Genomic DNA, 13586 nt, shown 5'->3' on the forward strand with positions numbered 1-13586 from the left:
CCAAAGTCCGGCACTTGGGGCATATGGCTGATATGGAAGTCAAAGACGCAATGAAAGCCGGCGCACTGAAATCGGTTCAACTCGATATGGATTGGTCGGTTCAGACCGTTCTGCCAATTGAGTTCAAGGGCCGCGAGGTCATGCTCGAAGCGCATGCCTATCAAGGCGAGGCGCCCGAGGAGCAGGCGCTTGTGTTGATCCACCGCGATCCGGACGCGCCTGTCGGTACGTTGCCGATCGTGCGCGTGCATTCCGGCTGCGTCACGGGCGACATTTTCCATTCCTTGCGGTGCGACTGTTATCAGCAACTTCAAGAGGCTTTGCGCGTCATCACCGAGGTACCTCTCGGCGCGATCATTTATGTGCCCTATCACGAAGGGCGTGGCATCGGTCTATTCAAGAAGATCAAAGCCTATGCGCTGCAGGATCAGGGGCTGGATACGGTCGAGGCGAACATCGAGGTCGGCGAGCCGATCGACAGCCGCGACTATGAGCTTGCGGCCCGCATCCTGGCAGATCTTGGCATGGATGAGGTCAAGCTGCTTTCCAACAACCCCGCCAAAGAGCAGGCTTTGAAGGCCCTAGGGGTCAAGGTCGCGGAGCGTGTGCCGATTGTGATTTCGCCCAATCCGCACAATCAGCGTTATCTTGATACCAAGCGTCTGCGCATGGCTCATAAGATATGAGCCGTTACCGCCTCAGCTCGATCCGAAAAGGTCGTCGTGAATGTCTCCGACGGCCAACGCTTCGGCTGATGCTTCCAGGTCGCCGGTTGTTTTCGGGATCGTAAACCCGCCTTCTGCAACCAAGCGCGCAAACAGGCCATCGCCTGCGGCGAGCTGCGCGAACCGCCCGCGCTCCACGATCTGTCCCTGGTCGAGTACGATAATCTGGTCGGCATCGGCAACAGTCGAAAGGCGATGCGCAATGATGAAGGTGGTGCGACCCTTGCGAAGCGTATCAAGCGCACGCTTGATCTTGGCTTCCGTTTCCGCGTCCAGCGCACTTGTCGCCTCGTCGAGGATGAGGATCGGCGCATCCTTCAAGATTGCCCGCGCGATGGCGATGCGCTGACGCTCTCCGCCTGACAGAGAGGCACCGCGTTCTCCGATGACGAAATCATAGCCTTCCGGCTTCGCGGCGATGAAGTCGTGTGCTTCAGCCAGCCGCGCCGCACGCTCGACTTCAGCCTGGCTGGCGTCCGGCCTGCCTATCCTAATGTTGTCGCCGATTGTGCGATTGAAGAGCCCTGCGTCCTGGAAAACCACGGCAATCGACTGGCGTAGGGAGGCGAGCGTGACGTCGGCAATGTCGGTTCCGTCGATGGTAATGCGCCCAGAGCTGGGGCTGCGGAAACGCTGTAGCAGTGCGATTGAAGTCGATTTGCCCGAGCCGGTCGGCCCTACAAGCGCCAGCGTTTGACCCGCCAGGGCGTGGAAATTCAAATCGTGGACGCCCTGCAGGCCCACACCATATCGGAAGCTGACATGCTCGAAATTGACATCGCCTTCGACATTCACCAGCGGGCGCGCGTCTGGCTTCTCTGCGACCATCGCGGATTCATCAAGGAGCCCAAATAGCATTCGAAGCGCGGGGCCCTGCTGATGGACACGCACGACGAACGCTGAGAGTTGATCGAGCTTGCCGATTAGAAGGCCTGCAAACGAGACGAATGCTACGATCTGGCCGACGCTCAGTTCGCCGCGAGCCGACAGCATCGCACCGACGGCAAAGACGGCGACCATCGTGAGGGTGGCAGCAGCGCGTTGCAGCACCGATAGCACGCCCCACCAGGTGAGGACCGGGAATTGTGCCTTCATCAATTCCTTGATCATGGCGCGCAAGGCATCGGCTTCCGCGCTGATGCGGCCATAGCTTTGCACCACGGAGACGTTGCCGATCACGTCGCCGATGCGCCCGGAAATGGCGTAGTCGTGATGGTCGGCGGCGGACTGTCCGGCAGATGTCCGGCGCATTACGAATACGTTCATAGCGGTATATGCGATGGCGGTGCACCCCAGGATCGCAGCCATGCGATAGTCCATGGAGAGCGCGGTCGGCACCAGCAGTACGATGCCAAACAACGCGGTGAGCTGCTCTCGCATGGCGCCCAGCCAAAGCCAGAACAAGGCACTGCATCCGGAGACGATAGTCCGGATCACCGTGCCCGATCCGCGGGTGGCGTGATAGGTCTGCGGCAATGTCATTGCGCGCTCAAACACGTCCGCCATCACCGCGAGGCGGCGGCGGTGGGCGAGGCGGTCGGCGTAGATCGCAACCGTGACGTTGGCCAGGATGCCGAATAGCCCGAGCGCCGCCCAAAGCCCGATGATGGGAAACGCTCCTTGGCCTTTGGAGAGCGCATCGACCACCTTGCCAAACAGGATCGGCTCGGCAAGCTGAATGGCCGCGATGACCACACCGGCCGACGCCAGCGCGATAGCCAGGAACTTTTCCGGGGCAAGCAGCGCGAGCGCGCGGCGGTAGATTTGCACCAGTCCCAGCTCCGGGATTGTTTCGGCCTTTTTCATGCTTTGATCGCGCGCGAGCATCTTTCCCGGTACCGATTCGGGGGCGTGCCACCTGAGAGGAGGCAGGGAACCGCGATTGAGCAGGGGACGTTGATTTGGGTGGGCAGCAACGAGTGGGACCACAGGAAATGGCCGACTTCCAGCGCCGTGCCTGGAACGGTCAACCGTTCATTCATGTGCCATTCACAATCGTCCAGCATAGGCTCCTCTGAGTACGTCGGCCTCCGCGTTCCAGGCGTTGCCGTCGACCTTTTCGGGGCACTTCGACAAGATTTTTGGCATGTCAAGGCGGGCCGCTCAATGACGGTACACCACCACAATTTTCGGAAGCCCGATACCGACCCTCTGATAGAGCCGTTGCTGGCGGCGCCGTCCGATAGGCCTTTCGTTATCGCGCAGCTCGGACAATCTCTCGATGGACGAATTGCCACGCCGACCGGCGCAAGCCGTTGGATCAATGGAGGCGGCGCTCTTGACCACCTTCATCGGCTCAGGGCGAATGTGGATGCGGTGATCGTCGGAGTCGGCACTGCCGTTCAAGACGATCCCGAACTAACCGTGCGGCGGGTGGAAGGACGCAACCCGGCACGCGTGGTCATTGACCCAAACAACAGGCTTACGCCACATGCACGATGCCTCGCCGATGATGGCTGCCGACGCATCGTTTTCCGCCGTAACGTCTGTGGCCAGCAAGGATCGCTCGAACAGATCGAGCCTCCAGAAGGTCCGGGCTTCATCGATCCGAAATGGATAGTGCGTCGGCTTTTCGCGTGTGGGTTGAAAAAAATTCTAGTGGAGGGTGGCGCGCGCACAATCTCGTCCTTCATCGATGCGGGTGTCGTAAACCGCCTGCATGTGCTCGTGGCGCCTATCATTTTGGGATCAGGTGTACCGGGATTGTCGCTGTCTCCGATTGCTACGATGTGCCAAGCGCTGAGGCCCTCCACACGAACACAGGTTCTTGACGGGGGCGATGTGCTGTTCGATTGTGACCTGGGCAGAATGGATGAAGGGTAACGTCATGGCGGATGAGGAACGTTACGATATTCCCGTTTACTCCCGCCAAGCCCGCATGTTCCATTGGTGGATCGCGCTTTTTCTGCTGCTGCAGGTCCCCATTGGATTCTACATGACGTATCGCGGCTATGATATGGAGGCCGTGAACGATAAGGGCGAAGTCGTCAAAGGCTTATGGGACGGCATCACGAACACCCTTTACAGCTCACACAAGTTGCTCGGCCTTATAATACTTCTGTTCGTGGTATTGCGGCTGAGCTATCGACTGGTCTACGGCGCTCCTGCGCCGGATCGCTCGGTTCCTGCACCGCTCACCGGGGCATCGCACTTGCTCCACTGGGGCCTTTATCTGGCGCTTCTGGCGACGCCGATCATCGGGTACGTGGGAATTTCATACGGGCGTTATCTCAGCGTGTTCGGTCTTCCGTTGCCGCCGGTCACAATCGAGGACAAGAAGTTTGCCGAAGAAGTGTTTGAGTACCACGAGACCGCAGCAATCATTCTTCTGTGTCTGATCGGCGTGCACGTCGCCGGCGCGCTTTATCACAAATTCATCCGGAAAGACCGCGTGGTTGAGCGAATGCTTCCCAAGAAGCGGAACATCGTCTGAGGGACTTTAGCAGCTTCAATCGGGTGTGCGCGCCAATCAGGCGGGGCATGCGAAAATGTCCGTGTGGCCGATCTCGACACCGGAACGTATCACTTTCACCCACCCTTCAACCACTTTGGCGTCGAGGGCCCCGGTTTCGAGCACCGCCATCGCGTGTCCGCGTTGCAATTCTGCGATCAGAGTTCGTTCGCGCTGATCGAGCTTCCAGGGGCTTTCTCCTTCCACCACGCTGTAGCCCTCAAGACGGAATTGATCAGCAAGGAGCGCTGGCGCCATCGGCCCGGCGGCAGGGCCAAAACCCTTGTCATTCAGCTGATGGCGATTGAAGGCAGCGGCGATTTGATTGTCGGTGGGACGATGTGGCGTCCACTTCTGCAAACCATTATAGGTGAGCACGCCATAGAACGCGACACGTGCCGCTGCCAAAGTCCGCGCCAGTTCTCGGATAAAGTTCGCGGATACGAGATCGCATAGTGCTGACGCCGTGACGAGGTCTGTGACATTGACCATATCGCCGAGACCTGCGGCAAGATCCCGTCGCTCGAACGAGACCGATATTTCAGTGTGCCCCTTCTTGATCCGAAGACCGTCGTCTTCATCGGGCTCGCTGGAGTCTGCCCAACGACGCAGGGACTGGCGTGCGTACGCAATGAGGTCGGCGTCGTTGTCGACGAGAGTCCAGCTCTGTTTGTTGCAGAGCAGCGGAGCGGTTGCGCGCAAGTTGGACCCCGTCCCCGCTCCAAGGTCGAGAACGTGCATATGCTCGCGCAGGCCAAACCACGCCGAGACGGCGTTGGCAATCTCGCGATTGCGGCTGCGCAGATCAGCGCCTTCACGCAGGCTCAGCCAATCGCTTGAGAACATGGTCATGCCTTCAGGCCCAGAATGACGGCGGCGATGCGCCGGGCCGTCTCGTGCCAAGTCGGCAACGTCCGCCCGATCTCCCAGGAGGCATCGGCGAGTTTATCGCGCACTCTCTTGTCACTAAGTGCTTTGCGCAAGGCGACTGCCATTTCTGCTGTATTGCCCGGCTGAACGTGCAGCGCCGCGGCGCTATGAGCGGTGTCTGCCGCAGCGCCGCCGGTGGTCGTGACGATCGGCAGGCCGCGCGCCATGGCCTCGGCAATGACCATGCCGTAGCCCTCGAACAGCGAGGCTGACACGAACAGGTCGGTACTGTCATAAAACCGGTCGAGCGTGGCGGGGACGACTTTGCCGGACAAGGTCACCCGTTCGGAAAGCCCTTCTTCAGCAATGCGCTCGCGCAGAGACTCGACGCAGGCTGGATGACGGTCGATCGCCCCTGCGATTGTCAATTTCCAGTCGATATCCTTCAAGGCGCTTAGCGCCTCGATAAGGCTTTCATAGTTCTTACGGGGCGAGACGGCGCCGACGGCGAGGATGTGTAGCGGCGCGCCCGTTCCGGTGGCGCGCTGAGCTGGATCGGTGCCCGGTTCGGCCACGGTGATCTTATCGCGATCGACTCCGAGTTCGTCTCGCAGGATACGGGCGGTTGTGCGCGACGTAACCACGATATGATCAGCACGTTCAAGCGCGGCTGCCTCGCTGGCCTTCAATTCCACTTTTCGCGCGTGTGCCAGCCCCGTCTCCAGATAGAGGGGGTGGTGCACGACGGCAATGATGCGCCGTCCCGACAAAGTCAGTCTATCTTGAGGAATTGCGCCGAAGGCGAGACCGTCGAACAGAACCGTCGCATCGTCAGGTGTTTCAGCGACGAGCGAAATGGCATCCGCGATGTCGGCTTTCGAGGGGTTTGGAAAATCGGACGCGAGAGCCAGATGCTGCACATTCACGCCGAACGCGGGCAGCATCTCGATGACACGGCGATCATAAGCATACCCGCCGGTCGGGCTCTTGATGTCGCCGGGAATGGCGAAATAAGCGTCAGCCACGGATAGGTCCTTCGTATGAAGCTCGTGCCAGATCGGTTTCCGATAAGGTCACGCGGATTTTAGCAAGGTGTTGGCCGTCATCCCCTAGACGCCCGTCCTGCGCGGCCTCGCAGATCCGGTCGAAGACATACTTGCAGAGAAATTCGGTTGTAGTGAGGACGCCGTTGAATTGAGGTAAAGCGTCGAGATTTTGGTAGGCAAGCGGTTTAAGCGTCTTGCTCAGCACATCGAGGGCCGCGCCGATATCTACGACGACGTTCTTGGCGCTGAGCTTGTCTGCGTAAAAGGCGACATCAACGACAAAGGTCGCGCCGTGCATGTTCTGCGCCGGGCCGAAGAAGGGATCGGGTAGGGAGTGGGCGATCATGATCCGATCGCGAACTTCCACGCAGAACATGGGGAGATCTTCCTTCATTCCGGCACACGGTTAATCGGGGTAGCGGATCAGTGGCGGTAGCCCGCCGCTGGAATTCGATAGCACTGCGGCAAGCTGTTGGGGTACCGCTTCGAACGGAATTTCCTCGCTCACAAGCGCGTCCAGCAACGGATCGTCAAGAAGGCAAAGAGCTGTTTCCAGGCGTTTGCGATGGCTAAATGTGGGCCGGTGGCTTGGCGCAACGTGCCCGACTTGCGACGATATCAACCGCAGTCGACGGGCGTGGAACGCACCTCCCAGATGTACCGTGGCAGGCGCATCGCCATACCAGCTCGCCTCGATGATGCGGCCCTCGAAGGCAGCCGCGGCCAGTGCCGTTTGCAGCCCGGCAGAGGTCGCGGAGGTATGAAACACGATCGAGTTGTCGTCTTTGAGCTCGGCGGGTGGCGAGAAGGGTATATCCAGAGCCGACGCCAGTGCCGCTTTCGCCGGGTCGATGTCGCACAAGGTGACGCGCACGCCCGGCATCCGTCTCGCAAGTCTGGCAGTTAACAAGCCGAGCACGCCGGCGCCGATCACCGCAACCCTGTCGCCAGGACCGGTGCCCGCATCCCAATGGGCATTAAGCGCTGTTTCCATATTGGCTGCCAGCGTCGCCCGGCGGGCAGGCACGCAGTCTGGGACCGGCACCAGCATCTCAACAGGGGCGTGAAAAAAGTCCTGGTGGGGATGGAGGCTGAAAACGGTCTTACCCGCGAGGTGTTCTGGACCTGCAACCACCGTACCGGTCGCCGAATAGCCGTATTTAACGGGGAAGGGAAACGAGCCCGACTGCATTGGCGCGCGCATGCGCTGCCATTCCGATTGGGGCACATGGCCGAAAGCAACGAGGCGTTCCGTGCCACGGCTGATCGCGCTGAAAATAGTCTTGACCCGGGCCTCCCCGGCTATGGGAACTCCAAGCCGTTCGGTGCGCAGCTCGGCAACTCCCGGCTTGACGTACCACAGCGCCCGGGCCACCACCATTTGGCCCTGGCTGCGGCGCACCACGTCTGCCGCCCTGCTTTCCATCGTCTATCCTCGCAATTTCCGTGGCTGAAGCGCCGATGACCGCGTCCTCTCACAATCCGGACCTCGCCCGGACGGCTGACCGGCTGAGCCTTACGACACCGGCGGGGTTGCAGGCAAACGCCAAGCTCGCCCGCCGCCGCCTTGGCCTTCTGGTGACCTGTGTCGCGATATGGGCGGCGCTGGGGGGGTGGTTTGCAAGCATCGTCTCATCGGGCGGATGGACTTTGATCGATTGCGTGCTGCTGATCTGCTTCCTGGTTGGCACACCCTGGGCCGTCTTGGGTCTGTGCAACGCGGCTGTCGGACTTTGGTTGCGCCATGGAGCGCGCGATGGTCTGACCGAGGCTGCGCCGTTCCTGTCTCTCACGCGCGAACAAGTGTGCGAGCCCGTAAGAATTAGAACCGCCGTTCTAATGACGGTGCGAAATGAAGATCCTGAGCGCGCGCTACGACGTCTGCAGACCGTTAAGCAAAGTTTGGATGCGACGGGCGAAGGCGGCAACTTTGCCTACTTTGTTCTCAGCGATACCCAAATGCCAGACGTTGCCGCGCGAGAAGAAGCCGCTGTTTCGCGTTGGCAGGCAGCTGAAGGCGAAGGCGGGCAGATCGTCTATCGCCGGCGCGCCCACAACACCGGCTTCAAGGCTGGAAACGTGCGTGACTTCTGCGAGACTTACGGACGCAATTTTGAGCTGATGCTTCCACTCGATGCCGATAGCTTGATGACGGGTCACGCGGTGGTCGAGCTGGTTCGCATCATGCAGGCCCATCGCAAGATCGGAATTCTGCAAAGTTTGGTAGTGGGTATGCCTTCGTCATCTCCATTTGCCCGATTGTTCCAGTTCGGAATGCGCTTTGGTATGCGCAGCTACACTTTGGGCCAGGCTTGGTGGGTAGGAGATTGCGGACCCTTCTGGGGGCATAATGCGCTCGTGCGTATTGCGCCTTTCACCGAGCATTGTCGGCTTCCTCTGCTTCCCGGTGATCCGCCCCTGGGTGGGCATGTTCTCTCCCACGATCAAGTCGAAGCGACATTAATGCGTCGCGCCGGCTTCGAAGTGCGCGTGATGCCTATCGAGCGCGGATCTTATGAGGAGAATCCGCCTGACGTGCTTGAGTTCATCCACCGCGATGTGCGCTGGTGCCAGGGAAACATGCAGTATCTGAAATTGCTTGGAACGCCAGGGCTGCATCCGGTCAGTCGCTTTCAGCTGGTGTGGGCCATTTTGATGTTCATAGGCGTGCCGGCCTGGACGGTAATGATCGCGCTTTCACCATTTGCCGCGCATGAGGCAATGCAGCAGCCGAGCTTTCCTGCGACAAGCGCGAAGGCACTCTATGTCACCTATCTGCTGATCTATCTCACGCCGAAACTTGCCGGGCTTATGGATGCAGCTTTGACGAAGGGAGAGGTTGCACGATTTGGCGGAGCGCTGCGCTTTTGGAGCGGCGGCGCGATGGAAATCGTTTTTTCGTTTCTGCAAGGCGCGGTCTCCACGATTCGAACCAGCATCTTCATGACCGGACTCTTGTTGGGCAGGTCAATCGTGTGGAGCGGCCAGAACCGCGATGCGAAAGGCATCAGATGGGCAACGGCAACGCGTGCGCTCTGGCCGCAAACGTTGTTTGGTGTCGTGGTTATGAGCGCACTCTATGCCGCCTCACCGCCCACCCTGCTGTGGAGTTTGCCCCTCACCGCAGGGTATATTCTGGCCATTCCCTTTGCAGTCGCCACTGCGAACCCGAAGCTGGGTCACTTCATGCGACACCATCTCATTGCGGCTATTCCAGAAGAGATCGCGCCTGTGCCGGAGATCGTTAGGGTGCAGTCGGGCCGCGAATGGGCAGAGGTGGTGCGGGCATGACGTCTCGTGCGCTCGAGGGCGTGTTTCGCTCCCTGCGTCTCTATCACGGAGCCGAGGCGCCCCGCGCCAAGATGGACGAACTCTATGGTCGCTTCATCTCGGCGGGAGATCTTGTTTTCGACATCGGCGCGCACGTGGGCGATCGCGTGTCGTCATTCCGCAGGCTCGGCGCGCGCGTCGTCGCCGTTGAACCGCAACCCCTCGCAATGCGCGCACTGCGGCTCATTCATGGCCAAGATGATGACGTCACGCTTATACGGGCTGCCGTCGCTTCGCAGCGCGGTCAGCTTAGATTGAGGATCAACAGTGCCAACCCCACGGTCTCGACAGCTTCGGACAGTTTCGTTGCCGGGGCCGACGGGGCATTGGGCTGGGAAGGACAGGTCTGGGACGATGAGATCGTCGTAGCGACCACGACAGTCGATGAACTCGTCGCTCGGGCAGGGTGCCCGCAGTTCATCAAGATCGACGTCGAGGGTTTCGAGGATGACGTGCTCGCCGGTTTGAGTGTGCCCGTGCGCGCATTGTCGTTCGAATTCACCACCATTGCCATGGAGATCGCCTTGCGCGCTGTGGAACGGTTGGCAAAGCTTGGCCCTTATAACTTCGACGTTGCCATGGGAGAATCCCAGCATTTGGCTTTCGGCCGGGCGTTAGAGGCGGACGAGATGACGCGCTTCTTGAAAGCGTTACCTCACAGCGCTAATTCGGGCGATGTGTATGCTTGGTTGGCGGAAGACTGAACTTGGGGCTTAGGGCTCTTTAATTCGTTACATTGGAGATTGAACTGACATGCGCCGCACGATCCAATTTCTCATTGCCGCTGCTACCGCTTTAGGTATCGCCGGGCAGGTCAGCGCGGCTTCTCTCGACGGACTTGCCGTGGACGTCACCAACGAGAGCGAGCCGGTGCTCTGCGCAGAGAAAGATAACGTCGCAATTGCGTTCGAGAATAAGAATGTGCGCTCGTTTCGCATCGAAGCCGCGCACCCCGTTTATCTCTCCGCGGGAATGCGCGACAACTTCGAGGCCGACTGGACCGCGTGTGATATGACCGCCGACCCCGCCTATAAGGCGCCGGGTCAGCCACGTAAGGAAACGCTTTACGAAGAAACCCAGATGTGGGTCGTCGGATACGCCTTCCCGACTTTCTGGCGGCCTTCGACGGCGAAGGTTCGTATCGGCGACCGCGTTGAAGAAGGTATTCACATGCTGCAGGTATGGTTGCTGCGGACTGACGGCGCGGAGGAAGTTCTCGTGCTTTATCCGCAGGACGGTTATTGGCGGCCCAGGCCTATGACGCCGCCGGAAATGCGCAACACCGGCTACGGATCCTCCTTCCTTGTCGGCCCGATTGATCGCGACGTTCGTCCGCACGTCAAGTTCAAGGAGGTCGCGTTCGATCCTAAAACACGCACGTTCACGCTTCAGTTCGAAAGGGGCGGCAGCGCAACTGTCCGCATGGTCAAGGCCGACCACAACCGTTTGGCTCTGGATGTAGCGTTCGACAAAGGCATCGAGAACGGCCCGTTCGCTATGTTACGCTCGATGTATGTGACGGAGTTCAATAATGACGTCGCCCGCATCGCAGTGCGCGAGCGTGACGCGAAGGGCTGGCGCGAGGACAACATCATGAAGTTCGACAAGGCACATGCGACCGACATCTGGATGGGCCGTTTGTCGCCCTCACAGCACAACACATCCTCGCCCGATGTCGTGTTTAACTCGTTCTCCGATGGGCCCTACCCGAAGCGCCCCAAGAGCGAGCCTCCGCCGGAAGTACGGGTGGAGGATGCAAGATAGCCCATACGACTACGCCGCTCGGTTACTATGAACTGTTGTAGAAGGGCCTCGGCCGTTCGTTGTGCGGTCGGGGGCCGCTGGCGTCGACCAAGGTCGGGAAGGATGAGTTCGTCATGACGGCACTAGTGTCGAATTTCACCGGCAGTATTCCAAAGCACTACGACGAGCACCTGGGGCCGTATCTTTTTTCGGAGTATGCGCGCGATATGAGCGAGCGGGTTGCGGCTCTGCAAGTCTCCAGTGTCTTGGAAATCGCTGCAGGAACCGGGATCGTATCTCGTCAGTTGAAAGATGCTCTTCCCAAAGCCGCGCAACTGACTATCAGCGATCTCAATCAGCCAATGCTGGACGTGGCCGCAAGTAAATTCTCTGGCGATGAGCAGGTTGAGATCAAACAGGCCGATGCGACCGCTCTGCCATTCGATGATGAGGCTTTCGACGTCCTTTGTTGTCAGTTCGGAGTCATGTTCTTTCCAGACAAGCCGAAGGCGTATCGCGAGGCTCTTCGCGTCTTGCGTCCGAAAGGACGATACATCTTCAGCGTGTGGGGCGCGTTAGAGGAAAATCCATTCGCGCGCGTCGCGCAGGACACCATCGCGAGCTTTTTCGCAACCGATCCGCCAACCTTCTACATGACCCCATTCGGTTATCATGACATGGGGGCCATCCAATCAGCACTCGACGAAGCAGGGTTCTCCCGTATTGCAGCATATAATGTGCATCGCGAGATTGATATTCCGGAAGCGTCTCATTTTGCGCGAGGGCTCGTCCTGGGCAATCCGGTGAGCGAAGAAATTCGCACCCGAGGTGCATCAGACCATGAGACGGTGATCGCCGCAGTGGCCGACGCGCTGGAAAAATCCTTTGGTACCAATCCCGGACGGATGCCGCTTAACGCTATAGTCGTCGAGGCGCAAAAACCCTTACCCTAATGTTTGACGGCTGGATCTTCAGGGTTCAGAGTTCCTTCACAAGCGCGTTCAACAACTTGATGTCGAGGGTGTTGGAGCGTTTGTGCGGCAGGCTTCGGCTGCCCCACATGCTGGAAGGAGTTAATTAATGAAAATTTTGGCGGCTCAACTTGTTTTCGCAGCGAGCGCGCTGGCATTCAGTACATTAGCAAGCGTGCCGGCAATGGCGCGAAGCAAAACGTTCCACAGTCCCAAGGTCGGCGGCAAGATGCTGGACGGCTGCTATTCCTGGCCTGGCCCTTGTAAGTCGAAACGGCAGGCCAATGCTTTTTGCCGTCGCAAGGGGTTTGACTTCGCGGCAGATTTCGAGGCTTCGAACGAGTTTGGCGCCTATCAGGCCAAGCGCCTGGGTGATGGCGGCGTGTGCACGGCGTCCTGCACGGTGATGCAGATGGTGAGATGCAGCACGGACGAAGGTGATGACGACGACGATTACGGCGATGAAGACTGAGGCTGGTTTGGAGTTTTACCAGCGCAGTTCGGCCATGGCGGCAATTGCGGATGGCGTGCCTGCTGGAAAAAGAAGCTCCAGCTTCTCAGCGGACAACGCAGCACCATCCATCGCTTCGTGACGATGAATGCCGGATGCGACGAATAGGGCGTCGCATCCGAAGTTTTCAGCGCCCTTGAGATCGGTACGGATGGCGTCGCCGATGACGAGGCAGCGTCGGCGCGGCACGTTGCCGTCGCGTAGTCCCTCGGCGATGGCGTGCGCGGTCTCATAAGCGTTGAGGTAGGGCTTCCCCGCCCAGAAGACGTCCCCACCCATGTGCTCGTAGAGGTCCGCGATGGCGCCTGCGCAATAGAGCAGCGTGCCACCCACGTCGACCAGCAAGTCGGGGTTTGCGCATACGAATGGCAGTTTGCGCGCTTTAGCCTTTTTGAGCAAAGGAACGTAGTCCTGAGGCTTTTCGCGTCTGTCGTCCGTGAGACCGGTACAAACGATGGCCTCGGCGTCATCGAGATGGGCAGCCTCTGCCTTGAGGGCGGAAAAGAATGCCGCGTCCCGGTCCTGAGGGCCGATCAGATACAACTTAGCGAAGCCCCGGTTGGTGATGTGATTGAGTGCGATTGCTCCTGATGAGACGATATCGTCCCAAGCTGAGGCGGGTACGTTTCGGCTCTCCAGCATGTCCGCGACACGGTACTTAGGGACTGGGGCATTAGAGACCAGAATGACGGTTCCTCCGCCTTTTCGAAACCGCTCCAGGGCGGCGCAAGCATCCTCGAAGGCCGTTACCCCGTTATGAACTACGCCCCAAACGTCGCAAAAGAGCACGTCATAGTTGGCAAGAAGCTCTCCGGCGCGGTCGAGAATCTCTGGCACGCGCGGAGTTGGGGGGGGGTCTTTCTTCACCGTTGAGGACCGATTCATTGCTGCGAGAGGCGCCGGATGGCGTCTTGCCCTGCCGGTTAGCATGGTGATCGG

14 protein-coding genes are annotated in these 13586 nt (G+C 59.4%); 8 read left to right on the forward strand and 6 right to left on the reverse strand.

Annotation, left to right across the window (positions count from 1 at the left end; all coding sequences use genetic code 11):
• Window positions 1–50 precede the first annotated feature (50 nt).
• On the forward strand, window positions 51–686 hold the full coding sequence (locus R3D51_11815; GenBank protein MEZ5900163.1) for a GTP cyclohydrolase II: 636 nt from the start codon (window positions 51–53) through the stop codon (window positions 684–686).
• A 12-nt stretch (window positions 687–698) separates the two neighbouring features.
• Here the strand turns inward: R3D51_11815 and R3D51_11820 are convergent, their stop codons facing one another.
• A complete protein-coding gene (locus R3D51_11820) occupies window positions 699–2531 on the reverse strand; it encodes a glucan ABC transporter ATP-binding protein/ permease (GenBank protein ID MEZ5900164.1) in 1833 nt (610 codons plus the stop codon).
• 300 nt (window positions 2532–2831) lie between these two features.
• Here R3D51_11820 and R3D51_11825 point away from each other — a divergent pair, with 300 nt between their 5' ends.
• Window positions 2832–3548 carry a RibD family protein gene (locus R3D51_11825; protein ID MEZ5900165.1) on the forward strand — a complete coding sequence of 239 codons (717 nt, stop codon included), beginning with the start codon at window positions 2832–2834 and terminating at the stop codon, window positions 3546–3548.
• Window positions 3538–4158 (forward strand): cytochrome b, encoded by a 621-nt coding sequence (locus tag R3D51_11830; protein ID MEZ5900166.1) that lies wholly within the window; start codon window positions 3538–3540, stop codon window positions 4156–4158. Before R3D51_11825 ends, R3D51_11830 begins: the two co-directional genes overlap by 11 nt.
• 36 nt (window positions 4159–4194) lie before the next feature.
• Here R3D51_11830 and R3D51_11835 read toward each other — a convergent pair whose 3' ends face one another.
• Genes R3D51_11835 through R3D51_11850 form a run of 4 tightly spaced genes read right to left on the reverse strand, consistent with a single transcriptional unit; the run spans window position 4195 to window position 7518 of the window.
• A complete protein-coding gene (locus R3D51_11835) occupies window positions 4195–5022 on the reverse strand; it encodes a class I SAM-dependent methyltransferase (protein ID MEZ5900167.1) in 828 nt (275 codons plus the stop codon).
• Window positions 5023–5024: 2 nt separating this feature from the next.
• Entirely contained in the window at window positions 5025–6071 is a 1047-nt protein-coding gene (locus R3D51_11840; protein MEZ5900168.1) for a glycosyltransferase family 4 protein, read from the reverse strand.
• On the reverse strand, window positions 6064–6468 hold the full coding sequence (locus R3D51_11845; protein MEZ5900169.1) for a 6-carboxytetrahydropterin synthase: 405 nt from the start codon (window positions 6466–6468) through the stop codon (window positions 6064–6066). The genes R3D51_11840 and R3D51_11845 overlap by 8 nt, the downstream gene beginning before the upstream one ends.
• Before the next feature lie 30 nt (window positions 6469–6498).
• Window positions 6499–7518 (reverse strand): zinc-binding alcohol dehydrogenase, encoded by a 1020-nt coding sequence (locus tag R3D51_11850; GenBank protein ID MEZ5900170.1) that lies wholly within the window; start codon window positions 7516–7518, stop codon window positions 6499–6501.
• Between the two features lie 35 nt (window positions 7519–7553).
• On the opposite strand from R3D51_11850, the gene mdoH reads away from it, so the two are divergent.
• The 5 genes from mdoH to R3D51_11875 all read left to right on the forward strand — a co-directional run bounded on the left by mdoH (window position 7554) and on the right by R3D51_11875 (window position 12608).
• The gene (mdoH, locus tag R3D51_11855) at window positions 7554–9383 is read left to right on the forward strand and encodes a glucans biosynthesis glucosyltransferase MdoH (GenBank protein ID MEZ5900171.1); all 1830 of its coding nucleotides are present in this window, start codon (window positions 7554–7556) and stop codon (window positions 9381–9383) included.
• Window positions 9380–10126, forward strand: coding sequence for an FkbM family methyltransferase (locus R3D51_11860; protein MEZ5900172.1), 747 nt, complete (start codon window positions 9380–9382; stop codon window positions 10124–10126). Before mdoH ends, R3D51_11860 begins: the two co-directional genes overlap by 4 nt.
• A gap of 49 nt (window positions 10127–10175) precedes the next feature.
• The gene (locus R3D51_11865) at window positions 10176–11186 is read left to right on the forward strand and encodes a hypothetical protein (GenBank protein MEZ5900173.1); all 1011 of its coding nucleotides are present in this window, start codon (window positions 10176–10178) and stop codon (window positions 11184–11186) included.
• 113 nt (window positions 11187–11299) lie between these two features.
• Complete coding sequence (locus R3D51_11870; GenBank protein ID MEZ5900174.1) at window positions 11300–12118, forward strand: methyltransferase domain-containing protein; 819 nt, start codon at window positions 11300–11302, stop codon at window positions 12116–12118.
• 127 nt (window positions 12119–12245) lie between these two features.
• Entirely contained in the window at window positions 12246–12608 is a 363-nt protein-coding gene (locus R3D51_11875; protein ID MEZ5900175.1) for a hypothetical protein, read from the forward strand.
• A gap of 15 nt (window positions 12609–12623) precedes the next feature.
• Here R3D51_11875 and R3D51_11880 read toward each other — a convergent pair whose 3' ends face one another.
• Complete coding sequence (locus R3D51_11880) at window positions 12624–13532, reverse strand: TIGR01459 family HAD-type hydrolase (protein ID MEZ5900176.1); 909 nt, start codon at window positions 13530–13532, stop codon at window positions 12624–12626.
• Window positions 13533–13586: the final 54 nt, after the last annotated feature.

This window comes from Hyphomicrobiaceae bacterium (genome assembly GCA_041397645.1).
In the GTDB taxonomy this organism is placed as follows: domain Bacteria; phylum Pseudomonadota; class Alphaproteobacteria; order Rhizobiales; family Hyphomicrobiaceae; genus Hyphomicrobium_B.

Coding starts and splice junctions, on each gene's coding strand:
- R3D51_11815 (MEZ5900163.1), top strand. CDS start 51: ATGAAAGCCGGCGCACTGAAATCGGTTCAACTCGATATGGATTGGTCG.
- R3D51_11820 (MEZ5900164.1), bottom strand. CDS start 2,531: ATGAAAAAGGCCGAAACAATCCCGGAGCTGGGACTGGTGCAAATCTAC.
- R3D51_11825 (MEZ5900165.1), top strand. CDS start 2,832: ATGACGGTACACCACCACAATTTTCGGAAGCCCGATACCGACCCTCTG.
- R3D51_11830 (MEZ5900166.1), top strand. CDS start 3,538: ATGAAGGGTAACGTCATGGCGGATGAGGAACGTTACGATATTCCCGTT.
- R3D51_11835 (MEZ5900167.1), bottom strand. CDS start 5,022: ATGTTCTCAAGCGATTGGCTGAGCCTGCGTGAAGGCGCTGATCTGCGC.
- R3D51_11845 (MEZ5900169.1), bottom strand. CDS start 6,468: ATGTTCTGCGTGGAAGTTCGCGATCGGATCATGATCGCCCACTCCCTA.
- R3D51_11850 (MEZ5900170.1), bottom strand. CDS start 7,518: ATGGAAAGCAGGGCGGCAGACGTGGTGCGCCGCAGCCAGGGCCAAATG.
- mdoH (MEZ5900171.1), top strand. CDS start 7,554: ATGACCGCGTCCTCTCACAATCCGGACCTCGCCCGGACGGCTGACCGG.
- R3D51_11860 (MEZ5900172.1), top strand. CDS start 9,380: ATGACGTCTCGTGCGCTCGAGGGCGTGTTTCGCTCCCTGCGTCTCTAT.
- R3D51_11865 (MEZ5900173.1), top strand. CDS start 10,176: ATGCGCCGCACGATCCAATTTCTCATTGCCGCTGCTACCGCTTTAGGT.
- R3D51_11870 (MEZ5900174.1), top strand. CDS start 11,300: ATGACGGCACTAGTGTCGAATTTCACCGGCAGTATTCCAAAGCACTAC.
- R3D51_11875 (MEZ5900175.1), top strand. CDS start 12,246: ATGAAAATTTTGGCGGCTCAACTTGTTTTCGCAGCGAGCGCGCTGGCA.
- R3D51_11880 (MEZ5900176.1), bottom strand. CDS start 13,532: ATGAATCGGTCCTCAACGGTGAAGAAAGACCCCCCCCCAACTCCGCGC.